General features: G+C 54.2%; 24 protein-coding genes, 2 tRNA genes and 1 riboswitch. Of the genes, 13 read left to right on the forward strand and 13 right to left on the reverse strand.

The window, feature by feature from the left end:
- Positions 1-140 precede the first annotated feature (140 nt).
- Positions 141-1,295: a trans-sulfuration enzyme family protein gene (locus TH25_RS13410; RefSeq protein ID WP_114088923.1), complete on the reverse strand. Its 1,155-nt coding sequence runs from the start codon at positions 1,293-1,295 to the stop codon at positions 141-143.
- Positions 1,296-1,411: 116 nt separating this feature from the next.
- Here TH25_RS13410 and TH25_RS13415 point away from each other — a divergent pair, with 116 nt between their 5' ends.
- On the forward strand, positions 1,412-2,716 hold the full coding sequence (locus TH25_RS13415; protein ID WP_114088924.1) for an NAD(P)/FAD-dependent oxidoreductase: 1,305 nt from the start codon (positions 1,412-1,414) through the stop codon (positions 2,714-2,716).
- Between the two features lie 19 nt (positions 2,717-2,735).
- On the opposite strand, the gene TH25_RS13420 is transcribed toward TH25_RS13415, so the two are convergent.
- The 6 genes from TH25_RS13420 to TH25_RS13445 form a co-directional block, all read right to left on the reverse strand.
- Positions 2,736-3,584, reverse strand: a complete 849-nt coding sequence (locus TH25_RS13420) for an EamA family transporter (RefSeq protein ID WP_181847607.1) — start codon at positions 3,582-3,584, stop codon at positions 2,736-2,738.
- A 69-nt stretch (positions 3,585-3,653) separates the two neighbouring features.
- Positions 3,654-4,673 (reverse strand): MBL fold metallo-hydrolase, encoded by a 1,020-nt coding sequence (locus TH25_RS13425; protein WP_114088925.1) that lies wholly within the window; start codon positions 4,671-4,673, stop codon positions 3,654-3,656.
- Positions 4,674-4,854: 181 nt separating this feature from the next.
- The gene (locus TH25_RS13430; protein WP_114088963.1) at positions 4,855-5,808 is read right to left on the reverse strand and encodes an ABC transporter substrate-binding protein; all 954 of its coding nucleotides are present in this window, start codon (positions 5,806-5,808) and stop codon (positions 4,855-4,857) included.
- Positions 5,809-5,902: 94 nt separating this feature from the next.
- Entirely contained in the window at positions 5,903-6,751 is an 849-nt protein-coding gene (locus TH25_RS13435; protein WP_114088964.1) for an ABC transporter permease, read from the reverse strand.
- A gap of 2 nt (positions 6,752-6,753) precedes the next feature.
- Positions 6,754-7,587 carry an ABC transporter ATP-binding protein gene (locus tag TH25_RS13440; protein ID WP_114088926.1) on the reverse strand — a complete coding sequence of 278 codons (834 nt, stop codon included), beginning with the start codon at positions 7,585-7,587 and terminating at the stop codon, positions 6,754-6,756.
- A riboswitch (TPP riboswitch) is annotated at positions 7,578-7,689 on the reverse strand. It overlaps the preceding gene by 10 nt.
- Before the next feature lie 105 nt (positions 7,690-7,794).
- Positions 7,795-8,763, reverse strand: coding sequence for a quinone oxidoreductase family protein (locus TH25_RS13445; RefSeq protein ID WP_114088927.1), 969 nt, complete (start codon positions 8,761-8,763; stop codon positions 7,795-7,797).
- Between the two features lie 80 nt (positions 8,764-8,843).
- Here TH25_RS13445 and TH25_RS13450 point away from each other — a divergent pair, with 80 nt between their 5' ends.
- The 6 genes from TH25_RS13450 (at position 8,844) to TH25_RS13475 (ending at position 12,323) form a co-directional block, all read left to right on the forward strand.
- Positions 8,844-9,710, forward strand: coding sequence for a LysR family transcriptional regulator (locus TH25_RS13450; RefSeq protein WP_114088928.1), 867 nt, complete (start codon positions 8,844-8,846; stop codon positions 9,708-9,710).
- A gap of 216 nt (positions 9,711-9,926) precedes the next feature.
- Positions 9,927-11,039: an acetoin utilization protein AcuC gene (locus tag TH25_RS13455; protein ID WP_114088929.1), complete on the forward strand. Its 1,113-nt coding sequence runs from the start codon at positions 9,927-9,929 to the stop codon at positions 11,037-11,039.
- A complete protein-coding gene (locus TH25_RS13460) occupies positions 11,036-11,482 on the forward strand; it encodes a DUF192 domain-containing protein (RefSeq protein WP_114088930.1) in 447 nt (148 codons plus the stop codon). The genes TH25_RS13455 and TH25_RS13460 overlap by 4 nt, the downstream gene beginning before the upstream one ends.
- A 157-nt stretch (positions 11,483-11,639) precedes the next feature.
- Positions 11,640-11,716 (forward strand) — tRNA-Pro (locus TH25_RS13465).
- Positions 11,717-11,823: 107 nt separating this feature from the next.
- Positions 11,824-12,117 (forward strand): ETC complex I subunit, encoded by a 294-nt coding sequence (locus TH25_RS13470; RefSeq protein WP_114088931.1) that lies wholly within the window; start codon positions 11,824-11,826, stop codon positions 12,115-12,117.
- Between the two features lie 129 nt (positions 12,118-12,246).
- Positions 12,247-12,323, forward strand: a tRNA-Arg gene (locus tag TH25_RS13475).
- Positions 12,324-12,401: 78 nt separating this feature from the next.
- On the opposite strand, the gene TH25_RS13480 is transcribed toward TH25_RS13475, so the two are convergent.
- Both TH25_RS13480 and TH25_RS13485 read right to left on the reverse strand, forming a co-directional pair.
- The gene (locus TH25_RS13480; RefSeq protein ID WP_114088932.1) at positions 12,402-12,725 is read right to left on the reverse strand and encodes a HigA family addiction module antitoxin; all 324 of its coding nucleotides are present in this window, start codon (positions 12,723-12,725) and stop codon (positions 12,402-12,404) included.
- Positions 12,725-13,003 carry a type II toxin-antitoxin system RelE/ParE family toxin gene (locus TH25_RS13485; protein ID WP_114088933.1) on the reverse strand — a complete coding sequence of 93 codons (279 nt, stop codon included), beginning with the start codon at positions 13,001-13,003 and terminating at the stop codon, positions 12,725-12,727. The genes TH25_RS13480 and TH25_RS13485 overlap by 1 nt, the downstream gene beginning before the upstream one ends.
- A gap of 384 nt (positions 13,004-13,387) precedes the next feature.
- Here TH25_RS13485 and TH25_RS13490 point away from each other — a divergent pair, with 384 nt between their 5' ends.
- The 3 genes from TH25_RS13490 (at position 13,388) to TH25_RS13500 (ending at position 16,586) form a co-directional block, all read left to right on the forward strand.
- Positions 13,388-15,085 carry a methyl-accepting chemotaxis protein gene (locus tag TH25_RS13490; protein ID WP_114088934.1) on the forward strand — a complete coding sequence of 566 codons (1,698 nt, stop codon included), beginning with the start codon at positions 13,388-13,390 and terminating at the stop codon, positions 15,083-15,085.
- Between the two features lie 89 nt (positions 15,086-15,174).
- Entirely contained in the window at positions 15,175-15,996 is an 822-nt protein-coding gene (locus TH25_RS13495) for a polysaccharide lyase family 20 protein (protein WP_220151409.1), read from the forward strand.
- A 104-nt stretch (positions 15,997-16,100) separates the two neighbouring features.
- Positions 16,101-16,586 carry a putative periplasmic lipoprotein gene (locus tag TH25_RS13500; protein ID WP_147253019.1) on the forward strand — a complete coding sequence of 162 codons (486 nt, stop codon included), beginning with the start codon at positions 16,101-16,103 and terminating at the stop codon, positions 16,584-16,586.
- A 115-nt stretch (positions 16,587-16,701) separates the two neighbouring features.
- Here the strand turns inward: TH25_RS13500 and TH25_RS13505 are convergent, their stop codons facing one another.
- The 4 genes from TH25_RS13505 to hisI form a co-directional block, all read right to left on the reverse strand.
- Positions 16,702-17,394: a DUF6198 family protein gene (locus TH25_RS13505; RefSeq protein WP_114088966.1), complete on the reverse strand. Its 693-nt coding sequence runs from the start codon at positions 17,392-17,394 to the stop codon at positions 16,702-16,704.
- A gap of 178 nt (positions 17,395-17,572) precedes the next feature.
- On the reverse strand, positions 17,573-18,403 hold the full coding sequence (locus TH25_RS13510; RefSeq protein WP_114088936.1) for an aldo/keto reductase: 831 nt from the start codon (positions 18,401-18,403) through the stop codon (positions 17,573-17,575).
- 364 nt (positions 18,404-18,767) lie between these two features.
- A complete protein-coding gene (locus TH25_RS13515; RefSeq protein WP_114088937.1) occupies positions 18,768-19,952 on the reverse strand; it encodes a CobW family GTP-binding protein in 1,185 nt (394 codons plus the stop codon).
- A gap of 51 nt (positions 19,953-20,003) precedes the next feature.
- Positions 20,004-20,405 (reverse strand): phosphoribosyl-AMP cyclohydrolase, encoded by a 402-nt coding sequence (gene hisI / locus TH25_RS13520; protein ID WP_114088938.1) that lies wholly within the window; start codon positions 20,403-20,405, stop codon positions 20,004-20,006.
- Positions 20,406-20,534: 129 nt separating this feature from the next.
- Between hisI and TH25_RS13525 the strand changes: the two genes are divergently transcribed.
- From TH25_RS13525 to TH25_RS13535, 3 genes are read left to right on the forward strand one after another with little or no spacing between them, the layout of a single operon-like run.
- On the forward strand, positions 20,535-21,011 hold the full coding sequence (locus TH25_RS13525; protein ID WP_114088939.1) for a Fur family transcriptional regulator: 477 nt from the start codon (positions 20,535-20,537) through the stop codon (positions 21,009-21,011).
- On the forward strand, positions 20,992-21,825 hold the full coding sequence (znuC, locus tag TH25_RS13530; RefSeq protein WP_114088940.1) for a zinc ABC transporter ATP-binding protein ZnuC: 834 nt from the start codon (positions 20,992-20,994) through the stop codon (positions 21,823-21,825). Before TH25_RS13525 ends, znuC begins: the two co-directional genes overlap by 20 nt.
- Complete coding sequence (locus TH25_RS13535; protein ID WP_114088941.1) at positions 21,818-22,627, forward strand: iron chelate uptake ABC transporter family permease subunit; 810 nt, start codon at positions 21,818-21,820, stop codon at positions 22,625-22,627. Before znuC ends, TH25_RS13535 begins: the two co-directional genes overlap by 8 nt.
- Positions 22,628-22,689 lie beyond the last annotated feature (62 nt).

Genomic DNA, 22,689 nt, shown 5'->3' on the forward strand with positions numbered 1-22,689 from the left:
GATCGCCCAACAACACCGATGCACAGCATACTTAGCAGACAAACAAAAAACGGCCAGCCGGTTATTCCGGCCTGTGGTTTGTTGCAAATTGCGGGCATGTCTCTGTTCGGTGTTGTTGGTGATAAAGGTTTGCGAGGCTTCTATTTCGTGTCGGCCAGGGCGGTTTCAATATCGGCAATCAAATCATCGATATTTTCAATGCCGACTGAAAGGCGCAGCAAATCGCCCGGAACCGGGCTTGTTGGCCCCTCGACCGAGGCGCGATGTTCAATCAGGCTTTCAACACCGCCAAGCGACGTCGCCCGTTTGAACAGGTGACAGGCATTGTGAAAGGCAACCGCGCGTTCCGTCCCGCCCTTAACCCGGATTGACAGCATACCACCAAAACCCCCGGTCATTTGCCGTTTGGCAATGTCATGGCCGATATGGCTTTCAAGGCCGGGATATTGAACCTGTTCGATCTCGGGATGGTTTTCAAAATGGCGGGCAAGTGTCATGGCATTGGTTGATGCACGCTCGACCCGCAGTGACAGGGTGCGCATTCCGCGCAGCAGAAGCCAGGTTTCAAACACCCCCAATACGGCCCCGCCACTTTTGTGCTGCTTGCAGACCTGTTCCCAAAACGCATCTTTTTTGGCGCAAGTCAGGGTGCCTGCCAAAACATCGCTATGGCCGTTCAAATATTTGGTGGCGGAGTGCATGACAATATCTGCCCCAAAATCGATGGGCCGGGTCAAAAGCGGCGTTGCCACCGTGTTATCGACGGCAACAACCGCGCCAATATCGTGCGCGGCCCTGGCAACGGCGGCGATGTCGGTAATTTGCCAGTCGGGGTTGGCGGGGGTTTCCAGCCAGATCAGTTTGGTTTTGCCCGGCTGCATATGGCGCTGCCAGGCATCGGCATCGCCATTATCGACGAAATCAAATGTCAGGCCAGCCCGAACGCCAACATCCTGCATATAGGCGCGCAAGGCCCAATACATCACCCTGGGGGCCACGACATGGTCGCCCGGTTGCAATGCCTGCAATACACAAACGGCGGCCGCCATGCCCGATGCAAAAAGGCGGCTGTCCGCCCCGCCTTCAAGCGCGTTTAAAACCGCACAGGCCTGGTCATAGGTGGGGTTGTCCGCCCGGCTGTAACAGCGGCCCGCGTGATAGCTAAGGTCGGTATTGCGTTCAAACGTTGTCGAGGGGTAAAGCGGCGGGGTTACGGAACGTGTGGCGTCGTCCACCCAGCCGAGCGCCTGTGCCGCAACAGTTGCGGGATGCTGGCGATTGGGTTTGTGGGGCATTTTTTGATTTCCATGCGCATGGTGGCCGTGGTTAATTGCCTTACCCTAATGCGCCCTATCATTTTGGGGAACCATAAAAAACGCCCCTTTGTCCGACCCGCGGAGAAATTTTACAAATGTCGCCACAAAACATGCCAGAACAGGCCGATGTCGTCATTATTGGCGGCGGGATTCAGGGCGCGGCCAGCGCCTATTACCTGCAAAAGGCGGGCATGTCGGTTGTGTTGCTGGAAAAGGATACTGTTGCCTCGCATCAATCCGGTCGGGCCTGGGGCTTTGTGCGCCAGCAGGGCCGCGACCCGGTGGAACTGCCCTTGATGAAGGCCTGTATTTCGATATGGCCAGAGCTGGAACGCGAACTGGGCGCGGATCTTGAATGGCGGCAGGGCGGGGTTTTGTATGTCGCCAACACGGATGGCGAAATGGCATCCTATGAACGCTGGCTTGCCGATGTGAAGCCTTATGACATCGGGTCACGCACATTGGGCCGGGCCGAAGTGGAAAAATTGATGCCTGGGTTGGCCGCCCCGGGTGTTGGCGGGCTGTTTACCGCCAATGATGGCCAGGCGGAACCGAAAAAGGCCGCACCGGCCTTTGCGTTGAAGGCCCATGCCTTGGGCGCGGTGATTGCGCAGGGATGTGGTGCTGTTGGCATTGAAACCGAGGCCGGGCAGGTAAGCGGTGTGATGAGCGAGCGCGGGCTGATTAAAACCCGCATCGTCATTTGTGCCGCCGGGGCGATGACGCATAAATTTGTTGCGAAATTCGGTCGCCGTTTGCCGCAGCAAACAACGCGCAGCACGGTTATTCGCACCAGCCCCATTCCGCCTATTTCCGCTGTTTCAGCCCTGATTGAGGGGGTGGGGTTTCGCCAGCGTGCCGACGGGTCGCTTAATCTGGCCGATGATGTGAATAGCGATATTGACCTGACCCTGTCGCGGTTCAAATATGCGGGCGATTTCTGGCCTGCTTACAAGGATAACTGGCGCAATTTCAATTTTCATTTTGGCATACGGTTTATCGATGATCTGGCCGATCATTTGCCAGGGTCCCCCGCAGCCGATAAACCCTTGATGGGGCGTCGGCAAAGCACGGCCTTGCCCAACCCCAAACGGGTGCGCAATGCACTTGCTGCCTTCAAACGCCTGTTTCCCGATGTTGAAACGCCCAAAATCGTTGATCAATGGGCCGGGGATATTGATGTTACCCCCGATGCCGTGCCGGTGATTGACCAGCTTGAAAATCCGGCGGGTTTTTTTGTCGCCACCGGTTTTTCGGGGCATGGTTTTGCCATGGGGCCGATTGTCGGCAAGGTGCTGTCGGAATGGATCACAAAAGGCGCGCCCTCGATCAATCTGGATGATTTTCGCCTTAACCGGTTTGAAACCGGGGAAAAGCGATTGCCCTACAGCGTTTTGTAAGTTTGGCCTTCCCTGGGCGTTAATTGCGGGAAAAACGCAATAAAACCGCGCCACACAGGGTCATCATTGTTGATGCCAGCTTTATCAGATTAAGTTTTTCGCCAAGGAAAAAAACACCTATTAAAAGCGCGAAAACAATGCTGGTTTCGCGCAGGGCAACCACAAGTGCAATGGGTGCCTGGGTAAAGGCCCACATGACAGTGGAATAGGCGATAAAGGACGCACTGCCGCCGATAAAAAAGGCCCGTTTGCCGGTGCGTGCAATGTCACGCAGGATGTCGGGGCGGCGCATATGGGCATAAAGGCCAAACACCACAATATTGCCAAGGGTATGCCAGGCATAATAATCCAGCACATTGCCCGCCAGGCGCGCACCGGTGCCATCGGTTAGTGAATAGGCGCTGATAAAACAGCCGGTAATCAGGGCCAGAAGTGCCGCGCGGGCATTGCGTAACCCGTCGGCTTTGCGCACCAGGCACAGGCTGATAATGCCGCACCCAATCAATAAAATGGCGCTGCTTTCAATGGGGGATAGCACAACCCCCAAAAACAGCACCGATATGGCGGCAACAATCAGCGGGGCCGAACCACGCGCAATCGGGTAAACCTGGCTTAGGTCGCCAAACCGGTAGGACGCGATCAAAAACCACTGATAACCCAGATGCAACATGACCGACCCTATCAGATAAGGCCAGCTTTCAGGCGCGGGCAGGCTTGTAAAGGGCAGCAACACCAGCAACAGGGGGGCATGACCAAAAATTACGGCGGTCATGTTCAGCATTTTGTCCTGTCCGCCCTTGATCAGGGCATTCCAGAGCGCGTGCATCAGTGCGGCGCCAATGACGGCCAAAAATATGACGATGCTCACGCTGTTTATCCTTTGTTTCTTTTTTAATGTTTGTTGAATAATTGCGACAATTTCACAGAAAGAAAATGATTATGCAGGTTGTCTTTCTGTTTTTTGATCGGGAATATGATGATGCTGATGGGTGCCGCCTACAGGCAGAGCAAGAAAATCTGCCGGATTTTCACCGGCCTGCACCATTGCGCTATGCAGCCGTACCGGCGGTTCATCGACCGGTTCGGATGTCAGTACAAATGTGCCCCAATGAATGGCGATGGCCTGTTTGACCTGCATGGTCTGCTTGATCAAAACGGCTTCTTCGGGGTTTACATGGGCGGCTTTCATAAAATCGCGGGGTTCGTAGGCCCCAATCGGGATTAGTCCGAGGTCAAACGGGCCATATTTTGCCCCCATTTCGGTAAAAAGTCTTTCGTGCCAGCCGCTATCACCGACAAAATAGAATTTGAAGCCATTGGCAAAGGTCAGGGCATAGCCACCCCACAACATTTCCTTGCGATCACTCATCTTGCGGCTGGACCAGTGATGGGACGGGGTATGAATTATCTTAATACCGTTAACTTCGGCATATTGGTCCCAGTCCATTTCCAGGCAGCTTTCAATTCCGGCTTCTTTTAAAAGGCTCGCGTTTTTCAGCGGGACGATATAGGTCGGCTCGTTGCCAATTTGGCGTAAAGATTCAAGGTCGCAATGATCATAATGGTTATGCGATAGCAGGACCATGTCGATTTTTGGAAGTTGATCAATTGTAAGGCCGGGCGGGGAATAGCGTTTGGGGCCGAAATTTTTAAAAGGCGACGCCCGGTCGGAAAAAACCGGGTCGGTCAGAATATTGATGCCCTGATACTGCACGAGAGTCGAGGCATGGCCGATCCAGGTGATCTGGGCGATTTCCGGGTTCGGGCTGTGAATGGCATCAAGGTCCGGAGGGGTGACTGGGGTTTTGCCGGTTTGGTGTTTCGCCTTGGGCCAGCTTTCCTTGCCAAAGAAACGGCGACGTAAAAACCGGAAAAACGATTTTTTGCCTTCGGGCAGGGGATAACGGTTTTCAAACCCGTTATCGGTGTGATGGGGCGGAGGTGACGAGGAATTCACAGATTTTACCTTATGATTTTTGTTCTTTTACTATGTGTGGCAGATATAAAGTCGCGCAAGTTGCCATTTGGGCAGGGTAAATCATTTTTCTGGTATTATAGAAAACAAAACGGACGCAACCCGAAGGCCGCGTCCGTAAATTGTCCGTCTTTGTAAAAGACGCTTTTGGTCAGCGCAGGAGTTATTCAATCACATCGACATAGCTGTCCACATCGGGTTCATGGTCAATAATGCCGGTATCCTGCAGATATTTGGCAAAACGGGTATAACGTGCCTTGTCCACGGCGGCCGGGCGCAAGGCAAAGCGGGTCAGTGTATCGTTCCAGGCGCGTTTGTTTAATTCGTCATCCAGGTTGGGGTAGGCCGCAATAAAGGCTTTCCAGCTCTCATCGGGGTGGTTGACGAGGTATTGCGTGGCTTCTTCAAGCGCCTCAAGCATCTTTTTCATGCGCGGATCATGGGCTTTGTCCTTGCGCACGGTCAGGATCAGCTCGTCATAGGGCGGCACACCTTCTTCCTCGACATAAAATGCCTTGCCCGGTTTGCCTTCGATTTCCATCTGGTTGAGCTCGAAATTGCGATAGGCGCCAATAACGGCATCCACCTGCCCTGAATAAAGCGAGGGGGAGAGCGAGAAATTCACATTGACCAGTTCGACAGATTTTATATCCACCCCGTGACTTTTGAGCATGGTGCCCAAAACCGCATCTTCAAACCCGGCCAGCGAATAGCCGATTTTTTTGCCCTTGAGATCGGCAATTTCCTTGATCGGCCCGTCCTTTAACACCACCAGCGCATTAAGCGGGGTTGCCACCAATGTGCCAATGCGCGTGAGCGGCAGGCCCTGTGCCACCTGGACATGAAGCTGGGGCTGATAATTCACCGCAACATCGCCCTGACCGGCAGCAACCAGGCGCGGTGGGGCGGATGGGTCGGCGGGTTCAACCAGTTCCACATCCAGACCATGCTTGGCAAAAAAGCCTTTTTCCTTGGCCACCACCAGCGGTGCATGGTCCGGGTTGACAAACCAGTCAAGCAGGATGCTCAGTTTTTCATTGGCATGTGCAGGCAGGCTGGCAAGGCAAAGGGCCGTGCCAATTGTTGCAGCGGAGAACAGGTTTTTCAGGCGAGACATGAGCAGATTTCCCATTTGCAGGCGTGAAGGATGAAGAGCGTGTGCGCCGGGGCGATGCAGGTCTGTCCCCGGCGATGGTGATGCTGGCTGGCGGTCAGTCGTGTTTTGCCAGGCTGTCGGGCTGCCAGGGCAGAAGCTGGCGTAACAGCCGGTCGACAATGAAATATTGCGTGATGGAAAAGGCACACAGGATCAGCAGGCAGGCAAAAACCATATCGATTTGCACCCGCGCATTGGCGTGCAGCATCAAATAGCCCAGCCCCTTGCTGGAGCCGACCCATTCGCCAATAATCGCCCCGATTGGCGAAACGGCCGTTGCCACGCGAAAGCCCGATGCAAAAGCGGGCAGGGCGGCAGGCAAACGAATATGGGTGAGCATCCGCCAGCGGTTGGTGCCCATTGTGCGGGCCAAATCCAGCCAGCCCGGTTCGGTGCGCGACAGGCCGTCAAAAAAGGCGACCGTGACGGGGAAGAAAATGATCAGGGCGGCCATGGCAATTTTTGATGCCATGCCAAAACCCAGCCACAGCACCAGCAAGGGGGCAATGGCAAAAAACGGAATGGCCTGTGATACCAGCAGGATCGGCATCAGCCAAAACCGTATCGGGCTGAACAATGCCATTGGCATGGCGGCCAGCGCCCCCAGGGCCGCCCCGGCAAACAGGCCAATCACGGTTTCGGCAATGGTATAGCCCGCGTGATCCAGCAGCACCGCATGGCGTTGAACCAGTGCCAGCCACACATCATAGGGGGCGGGCAGCATATATTTGGGTGCGCCCGTGACGCTGACGACAATTTGCCAGGTGACGATCAGGGCGATGATGATGATAAAGGGCCGCGCGAGTTTCAGCAGCTTGCGGTCTGCCAGCGGGGTGGCGGCGCGGGCGGGCGTGACCGGGGTGGTTGATGTGGGGGATTTGACCGATTTGACGGATCTGGTCATGCTCATTGCGATGCCTCCTCCAGGTCCGAGCGGTCGCCTTGTGACGACAAGGCCCCCAATTGCTGCAACAATTCAGCCTGATGGCGCAGGATAACCGGGTCGGTGATATCGCGCGGAATGTGACCGTCGGGAATAACAGCATCGGACAGGGTTGCCGGGCTGCCCTGCAACACCATCACCTTGTGACCCACCCGAAGGGCTTCGAGCGGGTCATGTGTGACCAGCAAAACGGTTTTGCCGTGCAAAACCCGGGCTGCCAGATCCTGAATGCGCATGCGGTTGAGCGGATCAAGGGCGGAAAATGGCTCGTCCATCAGTACAACGGGCCGGTCTTCCATCAGGGTGCGGGCCAGGGCGGCGCGCTGTTTCATTCCGCCAGACAGTTCCGCCGGGCGCATATGCCTGGCCTTTTGCAGGCCAACCTCGGCTATCAAATGATCGGCCCGGGCAAGGTCTGGTTTTTCGCCGCGTAATACCGCGCCCAGCACCACATTTTCCCGCACGGACCGCCACGGCAGTAATAAATCCTGTTGTGCCATATAGGCGACCCGGTCGTTCAGGGCTTTGCCATCGCTACACGTAACGGTGCCGCTGGCGGCATCATGGCCCACCAGCCCGGCGAGAAAACGCAAAAGGGTGCTTTTGCCCACGCCGGATGGCCCCAGCAAACAGGTAAAGCTGCCCGCGCCCAGATCAAGCGACAGGTTATGGAACAGACGGGTGCTATTGAATTCAACACAGGCATGGCGCAAGTGAACATCAAATGATGTTCGGTTTTGACCGGAGGAAGCCTGTAAATGCCCGGTAAGGGGCGGTTTTGTATCGGTATCTGTCATACGATCCTTCCTACGCCGGTCTTAACCGGTTCAGGTTCAAAGGGTCGTCCGGCAACACCGAACCTCTCAGCCCGTTTACGACGGGCCCCCCTGGAGATGACCCGACTATGCGCAGATGAAACCCCGGCGTCAAGTTTTGAGATCATTCTTTTTCGTTTGATCCCGATTGGCCGGGGTGTCATCGCCCTGATTTTCGCGGAGGCGAACTTATGGATCGACTTTCAGGTAAACCGCGCCGCTTGTGGCCCCGGCTTCCATGTCCTGATGGGCCTGGGATGCGTTGGCAAAATCGTAAACATGCGCGGCTGGAAAGGATGCGTGGCGTAAAATATCAAACCATGCCTGTGCCGATTTTTGATAATCCTGAACATTATTGATGAAGGCGAGGACGCTGGCGCGAATTAAAAACCGGTTTGCCAGCGTGTTGACATCCAGCAACGGTAATTGTCCACCCACCTGGCCAATATTGACAGTTGTGCCAAAGGGTTTGGTGGTGCGGATACTCTTGCTCAGGGTTTCGCCGCCAATACCATCAATGGCGAAATCAACGCCCTGACCATCTGTCAGATCCTTGATCGCGCTTTCAAAATCCTGGTCCTTGTAGAATATGGCATGGTCCAGGCCCTGCTTTTGCGCGATCCTGGCTTTTTCCGGGGTGCTGACCGTGCCAAAGGTGGTGATGCCCAATTGTTTTGCCCAATGTACCAGCACCTGGCCTAATCCACCTGCTGCGGCGTGAACCAGCATGCTTTGCCCGGCCTGTGCCTTGCATACATGCACCAGCAGAAAACAGGCCGTCAAACCGCGCAGCAGCGACCCGGCAATGTGTTCATCGGCAAGGTCGTCTGGCAGCTTTATCAGGCGGTTGGCCGCAACATTGCGCATCGCACAATAACTGCCAACCGGGAACCCGGCATAGCCCACCCGGTCGCCAATTTCAAAACCCGTAACATCCCTGCCAATGGCACAAACCGTTCCCACGGCCTCCACACCGATGCAGCCGGGCAGGTTGGGCATGGGATACAGGCCCTTGCGAAAATAAACGTCAACGTAATTAACGCCAATCAGGCTTTGCTTGATGCAGACTTCGTTGGCCTGTGGCGCTGGCAGGTCAATCCCGGTCGGGTATAAAACCGATGCGTCGCCGGTGTGGTCCATGTGAATGATGCGGCTCATCTCTGTCTCCTGAATGTTGTGACAGCTTCAGGATTACGGTGTATTGATCATGGGGGAAATTGCATATATCTGCATGGTAGATGGGTGATATTGCGCAAATGAACTGGGAAGATTTCCGTTATTTTTTAACCCTTGCCGAAACGGGCAGTTTCTCGGGTGCGGCCCGCAGGCTGGGGGTTGATCACAGCACCGTGGCCCGTCGTGTGGCGGCCTTGGAGGCCGATACCGGCCTGCGTTTGATTGACCGTTTGCCAAAGGCCGTTATGTTGACCGAGGAAGGACAATTGCTGGCGGGGCGCGGGCAGGGCGCCCTTGACGCCATGTTCGCCGTGGAGCGGGCGGCGGCAGGCGCGATGACAGGTGTTTCGGTGCCGCTTTGCATCAGTGCGCCGCCATCCCTGGCCCGGCATGTGATTGCGCCGGGTTTGCACGGGTTTCGCCAGCAACACCCGGAGGTCGAGGTGATTTTGCAGGGGCAAACCCAATCAGCCGACCTTAACCGCCGTCAGGCCGATATTGCCATTCGTCTGTCGCGCCCGCGCAAATCCAGCGTCATTACCCGTAAACTGGCCGATATGCCGATGGCTTTTTACGGGGCAGCCGATTACCAAAAAGCCGAGGTCGATTGGGACCTGATCAGTTGGGATGACAGCAGTGCCGATATTCCGCAATATCGCTGGCTGGAAGACCGGCGGGCGGGGCGGCCGGTTGTTGTGCGATCCAACGATATGGATGTGCAGGCAGCCTGTGCACGGGCCGGGGTGGGGGTGGCGTTACTGCCCTGTTATCTGGGCGATGCGGACCCGCAATTACGGAAATTGAAAGGACAGGAGGATTTTCCCGCTCGCGAGATATGGATGCTGGTCCATGCCGATTTGCGCCATGCGCCGCGTGTGCGAAGCGGGATGGATTTTTTGATCACAACCCTCCGCCATCTTGTGACGTAACCGCCTTGAAGGCGGGAACAGCGGTTCGATATGCTTCGGATTTTGAAATATTGCAATTGCGAGAATATTTTGGGCTGTTTTACGTAATAACCCTTGAAATTCAGGTGCGCTTCTGCAAACCCTAACACTGGAAGCATTCAAAGGCGGGGGACTTGGCCCTGTGCTGGTTTTCTGTGCTTTTCCGCCGTTATTCATGCCTTGGTGTTCTGAAATTTTATGCTGCATGCGCCGCGTATGATTGCCGCCGAAATTTATCGCGGTTCATCTTATGGCCCCCATCATCCTTTGGGTATTCCCCGGGTGTCGCTGGTGGTGGATCTGGTTCATGCCCTGGGCTGGGTGGACGGGGAAAATTACAGTGTCGGGCCGCTTGCAACACCGGCGCAATTGGCGCGTTTTCATACGCCCGATTACATTGCCGCTGTGATGCAGGCCGAACGGGACCAGTCCCTGCCCGAAGAGATGATGCAGCGTTACAAGCTGGGCAAAAACGGAAATCCGATTTATCCGGAAGTTTTCCGCCGTCCGGCGACAGCGGCAGGATCATCTATTCTGGCAGCGGAACTTTTGCAGGATGGTGGCATTATTCATCATCCGGCAGGGGGTACGCATCACGGGCGCGCGGCCGAGGCATCGGGGTTTTGTTATTTCAACGATCCGGTGCTGGGTATTTTGGCGCTGCTTGATGGCGGGTTGGACCGCATTTTATATGTGGACATTGATGCGCATCATGGCGACGGGGTGCAGCTTGCCTTTAAGGATGATGAACGGGTTTTGACGGTTTCGGTTCATCAGGCTGATTTGTGGCCGCGAACTGGCGACATTACGGATATTGCCGGTGGTATGGCGCGCAATTTGCCGGTGCCAGCCGGTATGAATGACGATGAAATGCGCTTTGTCTTGTTTGAATATCTGTTGCCGCTGGCAGCCGGGTTCAAACCGCAGGCAGTGGTCATGCAATGTGGCTGCGACACCCTGGCAGAAGATCCCCAGTCGCGGCAAATGCTGGGCAATGGGTCTGTCTGGGAGGTGGTGAAAGAATTTGTTGGAATGGCCCCGCGCCTGATGGTTTTGGGAGGCGGTGGTTATAACCCCTATGGGGTGGCCCGATGCTGGGCCGGGATATGGGCAATGCTGAATAAAAATGAAATTCCGGAAAAATTACCGGAATCGGCAGAAGAGATACTGCGTGACATAAAATGGTCGCATCGTCTTGGCAGAGAGCCGGCGACCAACTTGTTAACAACCCTTGCCGATGACTGGCGGGGTGGGGAAATCCGGGCGGAAGTCCGGGGTCATGTGCAGTTTCTAAAAGGGTATGGGGTATGAAGTCTTTCGTTCAAATGGTGTTTGTTTTTTTCTGTGTCAGTGCGGCGGTTATGGCTGGCCTGAATGCAAAGGCCACTGGGTTTGAGCGATCGCGTCTTTTGGTCGATGGGCAGGTTTTCAATGTTGAACTGGCGTTTAGCCCCGAAGAACGGGCACGCGGTTTGATGTTTCGCACCCAGATGGCCGATGAAAACGGGATGCTGTTTGATTTTGGTCAGTCACGCGATGTGTCGATGTGGATGAAAAACACCTTCATCTCGCTTGATATGCTGTTTATCGATCAGGATGGCAAAATTGTCGGGATTGCGCCGCGCACGGTACCAAAATCCGAGGCGATTATTTCCTCGCCGCGCCCGGTGCGCTTTGTGCTGGAGCTGAATGGCGGACTGGCCGAGAAGTTTGATTTCAAGGTCGGCGATACCGTGGAAGGCCTGCCGCGCTAGGGGCGTGATCTGTTTTGGCGGAAGTAAAAACAGCAGGAGTATGCAGGCGGGTTTTTGCCAAAATCGCCAAAACGGCATGTTGTTGTAAAAAAGGTGATAAAAAGCATCAAAGCGGTCTTGCCGCGAACAGATTAAGGTGCTAAATCCCTCCCCGTGTCGGGAAGTGGCGCAGTCTGGTAGCGTACCTGCTTTGGGAGCAGGGGGCCGTGGGTTCGAATCCCGCCTTCCCGACCATTTTCATCCCTAAACGGGTGTTTGCATGTTCAAGTCGCCCATAGGGGTGTAAACTGGATTATGTGACGTCGTTATTCAGCCGGTTGATCAATCTGACGAGGGTGCCGATGAAGGTTCGTGTTTTCAAGCCCGCGAAAAATGCCATGCAGTCCGGTCGTGCCGGAACCAAGCATTGGGTCATGGAATTTGAACCGCAGGACCGGAAAAAGGCGGATCAATTGATGGGATGGATCGGTTCGACCGATACCCGGGGGCAGGTCCGTATGGAATTTGAAACTCTGGAAGAAGCGCAGGCTTTCGCGGCAAAGCATAACCTGATTGCCGAAATCGAACAGCCGAAGTCGCGCAAGATGCAAATCAAGTCCTATGCCGACAATTTCGCGTTCAAGCGTGTTGTCTGATCAGTTTTACTGGTTTGTGTGTCAAACCGGGTCACGGGGCGGCTAACGCCCCGTTTTGCTGTAAACCCGTATGTGATGACGTTATCAAGTCTGGATAATGCGTCTTCAAAAGGCCCTTTCGGCCTCTGCGGTCCCTTAGCTCAACTGGATAGAGCAACAGACTTCTAATCTGTAGGTTGCTGGTTCGAGTCCAGCAGGGATCGCCAACAAAATCAAAGGCTTAGAGGTTTTCCTCTAAGCCTTTTGTTCTGGGTAGCATATAGGTTGTCACGAAGGTCGTGAGATCAAGCCATCGCCAGTTTGGCGGGGTAAACATGGGCTGGTTGCCAGTTCTCAACTGCGCGCTCGGCATCCCAGGCATCAATACGGGCCTGTAAATTGATCCAAAATTCTGTTGTGGTTTCCAGGGTTTTGGCGAGTTTTACCGCAAGCTCACTATCAAGCCGGACGTGACCATTGATAACCTGGCTCAAATGTTTTTCGCTGATGCCCAAATCCCGCGCGAGTACTTTCTGCGTGATTTCGCGCGGCAACAGATAATGTTCGCGCAGAATCAAACCCGGGGCGGTCGGGCGCCTGTTACGACGAAGCGGAATACCATTGCTCATTAGTGATAATCCTCGAATGTCAGGACGGTTACATCATGGCCATCCCAAGTGAAGGTTATGCACCAGTTTCCAGACACGTGCATGGAATACTGGCCTTTTCGATTTCCTTTCAGGGAGTGAAAGTTTTTTACTCCGTGGCAATCTTTCAGGTCCGAGATGCTATCCAGATGGTCCAGGATCATAAGTGCATTTTTATGATATTGTTTGCCGATGTGCTTGGTGGTTCCATCTTCAAACAATTCCAGCAGCCCTTGTTCTTGTATCGCTGCTAAAGCCATTGGCGATTCCCCCTTGGAATTACCAAAATGGTAAATTTTGTCGACGCTGGCGTCAACAGGAATTTACCAATTTAGTAAATGCTGTTTTCTGAGCCGACCGAACGGATGGTTTGTGCCACACAAAGCCCATATTTCCAGTTTTTCGGCATGTGACATGGTGGCGCGTGGAAAGTTCTGACGCATCGAATTTATTGTCGTTTCTCTCTTATAAATTGATTACATAGAACCAATATCTCCTAATATTAGTGGTGTTTGCGAATATGCACGTTGATATCGTCGCTGTCAGGCGCGGTGCAGCGTGTGTGTTTGTGCATGCGTGTGGTGCCATAGCAATGTGTGCTTCGGTGCAAAAGCATGGGTGTCATCGACCTGGGGAGGGTTCAAATGTTAGGTATTGGTTCAGATGCGGCACATATTCTAGAGGCGATCAAAAGGTCCCAGGGCACCATCGAATTCACCCTTGACGGGACGATTACGGATGCCAACGAAAAATTCCTGTCGTTAATGGGATACGGGCTTGGTGAGGTGGTTGGGCAGAAACACAGTATTTTTGTTCATCCTGATGATGCAAAATCGGCCGACTATCAGGATTTCTGGCGCCGTTTGCGGGGCGGGGAGTCGTTTAGTGCCGTATTTCGCCGGATTGCCAAAGGGGGTCGCGAGGTTTGGATCCAGGCAACCTATAATGCGGTTCTCGATCGCAAGGGAAATCCCTGCAAGGTTTTCAAGGTCGCGACCGACGTCACCGCAAGCCGGTTGTTGGCAGCCGACCATGCCGGGCAGGTGGACGCCATTCGCCGATCCCAGGCGGTGATCGAATTTGATCTTGCGGGGAACATCCTGAATGCAAATGATCATTTTTTATCGGCAATGGGCTACCGGATTGATGAGATAAAAGGTCGGCATCATCGTATTTTTGTCGATGGCGTCTATGCAGAGAGCAAGGAATATGCCGATTTCTGGCGCCGTCTTGCCGCCGGGGAGTATTTAAGCGGGGAATATCAGCGTTACGGTAAAAACGGACGCGAAATCTGGATTCAGGCAACCTATAACCCGATTTTTGATATGGCCGGACGCCCCTTCAAGGTGGTGAAATACGCATTGGACGTGACAGATGCCAAGAAAAAGGCCATGGACCATGCGGCCCAAATCGAGGCCGTGCATAAGGTCGAGGCCGCGATTTCATTTGATATGAATGGCAAAATTCTGGATGCGAACAAGCTGTTTCTTGATCTTATGGGCTATCGCCTTGAGGAGATCAAAGGCAAGCATCATCAGATGTTTGTCAGCAAGGAAATGGCACAAAGTTCTGAATACAAAACATTCTGGGACACGCTAAAGGGCGGACAATTTCTGGTTTCCGATTTTAAACGCATTGCAAAAGGCGGTAAAGAAGTCTGGATTCATGGCAGTTACAATCCGGTTTTTGATTTGAATGGCAAACCGTTCAAGGTGGTCAAGTTTGCATCTGACATCACCGCGAATATCCGTGCGCGTAACGTTTTGCAGGAACTGGCAGAGGGATCGTCTGAAAGTGCGGAACTGATTGCCAGCGCGTCAGAAGAAATGCTCGCATCGATCCGCGAAATCAGCAGCAACATGTTTAAAACCAAGGCTATCGCCGATGAAATCGTCACCAAAAGTGATGCGGCGGAAAATGTCCGGCTGGATCTTGAACAGACATCCGGGGCAATGGAAGGTGTTGTCGATATTATCCGCACGTTGGCCGAGCAGGTCAATTTGCTGGCCCTGAATGCCACAATTGAAGCAGCCCGTGCCGGTGATGCCGGAAAGGGATTTGCCGTGGTTGCAGGCGAAGTGAAAAACCTGGCAACCCAGACAGCGAAGGCAACAGATGAAATTTCAGCCCAGATCGACGCCATGCAGCAAATCACCAGCCGTGTCACCAACTCGACACGGGATATTTCGGAATCAGCAGGTTCCGTGGCGGATTATGTGAATGCCGTGGCCTCGGCAATCGAGGAACAAACGGCCGTAACCCACGATATTTCCCGCAATATCGAGGTTGTCTTCCGGGGTATAGTCGAACTGACAGATTGTGTGCGCGGAGTTGCAAAATAGGCCGATTTCCCGGCTGTTTGGTTGCCGTTATCCGGACATGATCTGTGTGCAGACTGTCCGTCTTTGCAGCAGCAGGGATGGGTGGTCACATGGCTGGAAAGCAGGGTTTATGGATTGTTGCGGCACTATGTGTGCTGGCGGGCGCGATGGGTGCGAAGGCCGGGGAGGTGGTGTCGCCAACGGTGCAAGCGGCCTCTCCCGATGCCGTTTCCCGGGGAAATTTTGGTCCGTTCGTCCGTTCCCTGAATGACCGTGCCTATGGCTATCAGCTTGTGCCGGACCCGGCTGTGTCCGCTGACGGGGCAGGGAGTGGTAAACCCGCCCGGATTGTTGAAAAATTCGAGGTGCGCCCCGGTGATTGCGGCGGCGATAACGCGATTGATTGCGGGCGTGATCGCGAACGCTCCGAATTAAGCGAGCGGGGCGGGCGGAACCCTGCCGGAAGCACATACTGGTATCGTTGGTCGCTTTATATCCCCACTGATTTTGTTGATGTCAGCCCGACCAAGGTTGCACTGGGACAGTTCCATCAGGAAGGCAGCCATCCGGCCTGGATGTTTGAGGTAGACGGGGCTGGCTATCATCTTGATGATCATGTGACGGGGCGCAAACCGCGTTATCATACCCTGATCAAGGCGGGAGCCCTGCGCGGGCGCTGGCATGACATTGTTGTTTTCGCTCGCTGGTCAAAGGACAGCAGCGGGATTTTAAGGGTGTGGGCCGATAACGACCTGAAATTTGACTATCAGGGGCCCACAATGACCGCCGAAAAGATTTATTTTAAATACGGTCTCTACAGGTCCTTTGTTTCGCGTTATCAAAATGCCAATGAAACCGATAAAGTCCCGGCACAAACCGTATATTTCACCAATGTGAGGCGGGCGAACAGCCGTGAAGGTTTGGAACCGTAAAACGCCCTATTCTTTTGGCGGGTAGGATTGTCCATTTGCGACTCTTCCCAATATTTCAATAACTTGGCATGTTTCGCCGGTTTTGATTTTTGGGGGAACGTTTTGTGAAAACACGTATTATGGTCTTTATGGCCTGTCTGGTTCTTGGGGCCTGTTCAACGGCAATTGAAACGCGCACGGCCATGCCGCAAAACATTCAGCACGATCTGGTTGTTGATGAGGTCGTGGTTTCGGCAGAAAAGTCGGTCAAGATCGAGCAATCGGCACTGGACCGCCTGAAAACGGCTGTCGAAAATGGCTTTGCGGCCCAAATCAGCGGAACGCAACCTGTGCATGTTTCGCTGAATGTAAAGGATTTCAAAATCCAGAGCGAGGCCGGACGCCTGTTTCTGGGGGCCTTTATGGGGGCAAATTACATGGATGTCCGTGTTGTCGTTACCAGTGATGCCGGTATGACCCTTGCGGAATTTGATGTCCGTCGCGAAAGCAATCCGGGCGGGTATGGCGCGTTTTACAGCCAGACTGATGCGACGGTCGATGAAACGGCAGAGGGGATTGTCAATGCCGTGATGGGCAAGACAGGCGGCTGAGAATTCCAAAAATAGGGCCGGTTGCTGATATTATCCGATAAGGGTAAAACAGGAACCGGCAATAAAAAGCGCGGTGTACCGGGGGTACGGATACCGCGTTTTTTGTTGTGGGTGCTTAGCGGGCGGTAAAATACCGTCCCGGTCGATGATTAAGCGCGATGATCAGGTTAAGAACCGCCGCCCCGGCAAGCGATAACAACACCTTGTCAAAGGGCAGGATAAACAGCGCACACACCATGATGGTCGTATCGATGCCAAGCTGGAAATAACCCGCGCGAATGCCGTGATGTTCCTGCAAATAAAGGGCCAGAATATTGATGCCGCCCAATCCGGCACGGTGGCGAAACAGCATTAACAAGCCAACCCCCATCAGGCCGCCGCCAATCAGCGCGGCATAAAGCGGGTGCAGGTTTTCAATATCGATCCATAGCGGGGTTAACCGTGAAAACGCCGAAACCAGACCCACGGCAACAAAGGTTTTAAGGGTAAATTCCCAGCCCATCCGTTTAAAGGACAGCCAGTAAAACGGCAGGTTAAGGGCAAAGAAAACAATGCCAAAACCAAGGCCGCTGGCATGATGGATCAACAAGGCCGCCCCGGCGGTACTGCCGGTAATCAGGATCGCCTGTGAATAGAGCGTGACACCCAGCGCGACAATCATTGTGCCAAGAACCAGGGCCAGCGCATCTTCATATTTGCGATGCGCGATGGTTTGGTGTGATGTCCTCGTCTCTGTGTCGGCTTTTGCCGGTTTTACGTCGTTCGAATCAATCGCGGGGGCGGCTTGCTTGTGATGTATATCGGCCATTGCCATCATCAATCATAAATTACGTGATGATGGATGTTACGCATTTCGCATATGCGAAACAAGGGCGGAGGCTTTGCCGGAAAATATTTGCCGGTTTCTGCCCTAAATCGTTGTTGAAACGCAAAAGACCGGCCGTTGAAGGGCCGGTCTCGGGTGTTTTTGTGCTGCAACAGTTGGATCAGGCGGCGTCATCCCATTCAGGGGCGAAATCCGGGTCAATCAATCGGCCGTCGGGGCGGGCGAGATTGTGGATTGTTGCCATTTCGTCATCGCTTAGCTCAAAATCGAAAATATCGAAATTGGACTTGGCATTTTTGGGCGAGCCCGATTTGGGAATGGCCATGACATTGTCCTGCTGCAAAAGCCAGCGCAATGTTACCTGGGTGGCGGACTTGCCGTGTTCCTTGCCAATCGCAACCAGCGTATCGTCCTTTAGCACAGTGGCACGTGCCAGCGGGCAATAGGCGGTTAGCAGCATGTCGTGTTCTTTCAGGCAATCCAGCACTTTTTGTTGCGACAGATACGGGTGGTATTCGACCTGGTTACATAAAAGCGGCAGGTTGCTGTAATTGACCGCCTTTTTGATCAGGGCGGTGGGGAAGTTGGAAATGCCAATATGTTTGGTCATGCCCAGATTGCGCACCTCGTTAAGGGCGGCAATGGTTTCTTCCAGCGGGATCTCGTCATTGGGCCAATGCAGCAGCAGCAGGTCTACATGGTCAAGGTCCAGCTTGCGCAGCGATTCAACAACCGATGTCTGCAAGTCGCCACTTTGGAACTTGTCATACCAGACCTTGGTGGTCAGAAAATAATCGTCGCGCGAAAGGCCGCTTGCCTTGAGGCCGCGCCCGACACCGTCCTCGTTATGATACATTTGGGCGGTGTCAAAATGGCGATAGCCAATCTCGGCTGCCTTTGCCACCATCGTTTCGGCCGCAGCGGAATCCAGCTCGAATGTCCCAAAGCCAAGCGCAGGTATTGAAACGCCGTGAATGTCACGTGTGATCATGGTGCGTATCCCCTGTTGTTTGATTGTGGTTTGCCCTGCTGATGCACAAATGCGTTTCTTTTGCGGCGCATCATTCCGGGTGCACGGGCATTTATTCCGACTTTAAGTTGAGAGTTAGTTCAGATCAACTGAACTGCAACCTGTACAGGGGAATGAGAAGGCCATACGTGCCGTAAAACACATGCCTGAAGCAGGCCCAAGTGGCATTTTCACAAGAAAAAAGCCGGCCGTGAATGCGGCGACCGGCTATAAAGTTTCAGGACTTAGAGTGAGGCTGTATCAAGCCTCCCGTAATCTGACAGATAAGAATCCCCTATACGTTGATATGCGTCAAATTACAGAAAATATGCGGTATTTCGCAGGATTAAGCCTGATGATGCGTATTCGTGTCCGATGTCTCGGCAATGGCGGCATTGAGCTGCAAGAGTGATTGCCGAATAACCTCCGGCCCCAGATCACGGGTGATAAAAACCAGTTTGGAGCGATGGTCATCATCGGGCCAGGCGGGCAGGGTTGCGGGGGGATGAAATATATGTTGCACCGCATGAATGGCGACCGGGCACTCCTCTCCCACCAGATTAAGGATGCCTTTGATGCGCAAAAGATTCTCGCCGCGCATCTGGGTAAAAATCTCCGCCCAGGTCACAAAGGCATCCCAGTGTAGCGGTTCGTCGAATGTCAGGCAGAAAGACGAAATATGGTCATCATGGCGGTTTACATCATGATGATGGGCGTGATGGTGGTCATGTTCATCATGGCTGTGATCGTGATGATGGTCATCATCGTGGGCGTGTTCATGCTCATGCTCATGCTCATGCTCATGCTCATGCTCATGGCTGTGGTCATGATCATGGTTGTCCGAATAGGCTTCTTCACGCAGCCATTTTTGCACATCCAGCGATTTGCTTTCCGGGTTGTAAAGCCCGGCGTTAAACAGTTTTTCGGGTTCGACCTGACCCATGGGCACCCGGTAGCGCGGCGCGGCAGGGTTGAGCTTGTGCAGCCGATCTTCCAGGGTCATCAGGGTTTCTTCGGTTGCCAAATCGGCCTTGGTGATCAGAATACGGTCCGCCACGGCGGCCTGTTTGACACTTTCCATATGATCATCAAGCTGCCCGTTGCCATAAACGCCGTCCACCGTGGCAACAACGCTATCGAGGCGGAATTTGTTGGTCAGAAGCGGGTCCGTCATCAGGGTGTGCAGGATCGGGGCCGGGTCGGCCAGGCCGGTGGTTTCAATCACCACGCGGTCAAAAGCGGCGACTTCGCCCCGCACACGGCGCACAAACAAATCGCGCAACCCGTTAATCAGATCGCCGCGCACCGAACAGCAAATGCAGCCGGAATTAAGCAGCATCACATCTTCGGAAACTTCCTGCACCAGCAAATGATCCAGGCCGATCTCGCCAAATTCATTAATCAGAACGGCGGTATTGCCCATATCCTTGTGCGCAAGAAGGGCATTTAACAGCGTTGTTTTGCCGCTGCCCAAAAAGCCGGTAATAACGGTGACGGCGATCCGTTCGTTCTGTTCATTGCCAAGGGCCATGATATTGCCTTTCGCGCGTGGTGAGGGGCAGGGGACGTTTAACGATGCAGGTTATTTTTGGGTGCCATACAGGTCTTCGGTGGAAATTTCCGGCTCGGCAATAATGGTTTCCACCCCGTTGCGGACGGCAAAATAAAAGCAGTTGCGCCGCCCGGTGTGGCAGGCAACCCCTTTTTGATCCACCTGCACCAAAATCGTGTCCTGGTCACAGTCATAGCGGAAATCCACCAGATGCTGTTCCTGGCCGGAGCTTTCGCCCTTGCGCCACAATTTGCCGCGTGAACGGGAAAAATAACACACGCGCCCGGTGCTCAGCGTCTCGATCACGGCCTCTCGGTTCATCCAGGCCATCATCAAAACTTCGCCGCTGTCATGCTGTTGGGCAATGGCCGGGATCAATCCCTGTTCGTTGAATGTCAAACGGTCGGCAATTGCGGCAGGGGCGTTGGTCATGGTTGCGGGCTCCGGTCGTAGGGTGGTGTAAATTGTTTGTTGGCGCTTGACGAAATGATATAATATAACACTTGAAGAAAAGCGATCCCCAATCGCGACAGAATAGACACAAGTCACCAGGAACACGCAATGACGGACCTTTTCCCCGAAAAGGGGCATGATCACGGTCGCTGTATTGACAGCGCCCTTCGGCAGGCAGAAGACGTTGCCGAAGCCAATAATGCCCGCTTTACCGACATGCGTCGCCGTGTTTTCACCCTGATCTGGCAGTCACACAAAGCAATTACCGCCTACGAATTGCTGGATTCCCTGCAGGCCGAAGGGGTGCGCGCCCAGCCACCAACGGTATATCGGGCGCTGGAATTTCTGGTGGGTCTTGGATTGATCCACCGTATTGAATCGCTCAATGCCTATTTTGGCTGCGATATGCCGCACCACGAACATTTGGGGCAGTATTTCATTTGCCGCAATTGTGGCCGTGTCGCCGAGGCCGTGAATGACGACATGAGCAGTGCCGTTCATGCTGCGGCCCGTGCCGTTGGTTTCCGTATTGAGGCCACAACCATAGAAATCAAGGGGTTATGCCATGACTGCGCCACTCATTGAGGGGCAGGGATTAACCCTTTCTTTTGGCGGGGAGGCCGTGCTTGATGATGTCAGCCTCTCCATCGCCAAGGGCGAGATCATGACCCTGATTGGCCCCAACGGGGCGGGGAAATCCACCCTGGTCAAGGTGTTGCTGGGGCTTCAGTCGGTGAATGCGGGCCGGGTGATCCGCAAGCCAGGCCTCAGGGTTGGTTATGTGCCGCAAAAACTGGCGATTGACCGGGTTTTACCCATGACGGTCAAGCGTTTCCTGAACCTGACCCATCATTGTTCCCTGGCGGAGCGTATTGAGGTCCTTGATCATGTGGGCGCCCGCCATGTGCTCAATAGCCAGATCGGCGATCTGTCGGGCGGGGAAACCCAGCGCGTGATGCTGGCCCGTGCACTTTTGCGCAAACCCGATTTGCTGGTGCTTGATGAACCTGCCCAGGGCGTGGATGTAACCGGGCAGGCCGAGCTTTACCGCCTGATCGAAACCATTCGCAAAGAACAGGGCTGTGCGGTTTTGATGATTTCGCATGATTTGCATCTGGTCATGGCAAAAACCGACCGGGTGGTGTGTTTTAACCGGCATGTCTGCTGTTCCGGCCTGCCCGAAACCGTGCGCCAGCACCCGGAATACCGTTCGCTTTTTGGCTATCGTGCGGCGGATGCGATTGGCATTTATCACCATGAACATGACCACGAACACGATATTTCCGGCCAGGTGGTGGACGGGTGCGGGCATGATCATGGTCATCATCACGATCACAGCCACAACCATACCCATGCCCACACCAGTGCCCCCCGCGCAAAGGAGCATTTGAATGGATAGTTTCCTGTTGCGCGCCATTACCGGCGGTGTGTTGCTGGCATTGGTCTGCGGGCCGTTTGGCACCTTTATTGTCTGGCGGCGCATGGCCTTTTTTGGTGATACGCTGGCTCATTCGGCCCTGCTGGGGGTTGCGGTGGGGTTGCTGTTTGGCATTGATGTGCGCCTTGGCATGATCATGACCTGCCTGATGGCGGCCTTGTTGCTGGCAGTTGGTCAACGGCAAAGCAAGCTGGGCAGTGATACGGTTTTGGGCATGCTGGCCCATTCAACCCTGGCGCTTGGTATGGTCGCACTCGCCTTTGTCCAGGGCGTTGCGATCGATATTATGGCCTATCTGTTTGGTGATATTCTGGCGATCAACACCACCGATCTGTGGTTGCTGGGCCTGGGCGGCGGGGCGGCGGTTTTGGCCCTGGTTGCCATGTGGCGGCCCTTGCTGGCATTAACCGTGTCGCCCGAAATTGCCCTGGCCGAAGGCGTGCCGGTGGAACGTTTGCGGGTTGTATTCATGCTGCTGATGGCGCTGGTGATTGGCATTGCCATTAAAATTGTCGGGGTGTTGCTGATTACCGCCCTGTTGATTGTTCCTGCGGCTAGTGCCCGGTTTTTTTCGCGCACGCCAGAGCAAATGGCACTCGGCGCGGCCCTGTTTGGGGTGGCAGCGGTGTTGGCGGGAATTTATTTGTCCTGGCATGTCGATACGCCAGCCGGCCCCAGCATTGTTATTTCAGCGGCCGGTTTGTTTCTGGTCAGCAGCGCCCTTGCGCCGATTGTGCGACGTTTGGCGTATTTATCCAAATAATAACGTGGTTATTTTCGGTCATTAAAAACGGCGCGGGATGATGTATTCCGTGCCGTTTTTAT

This window comes from Thalassospira profundimaris, from assembly GCF_003326755.1.
GTDB lineage: Bacteria > Pseudomonadota > Alphaproteobacteria > Rhodospirillales > Thalassospiraceae > Thalassospira > Thalassospira profundimaris_B.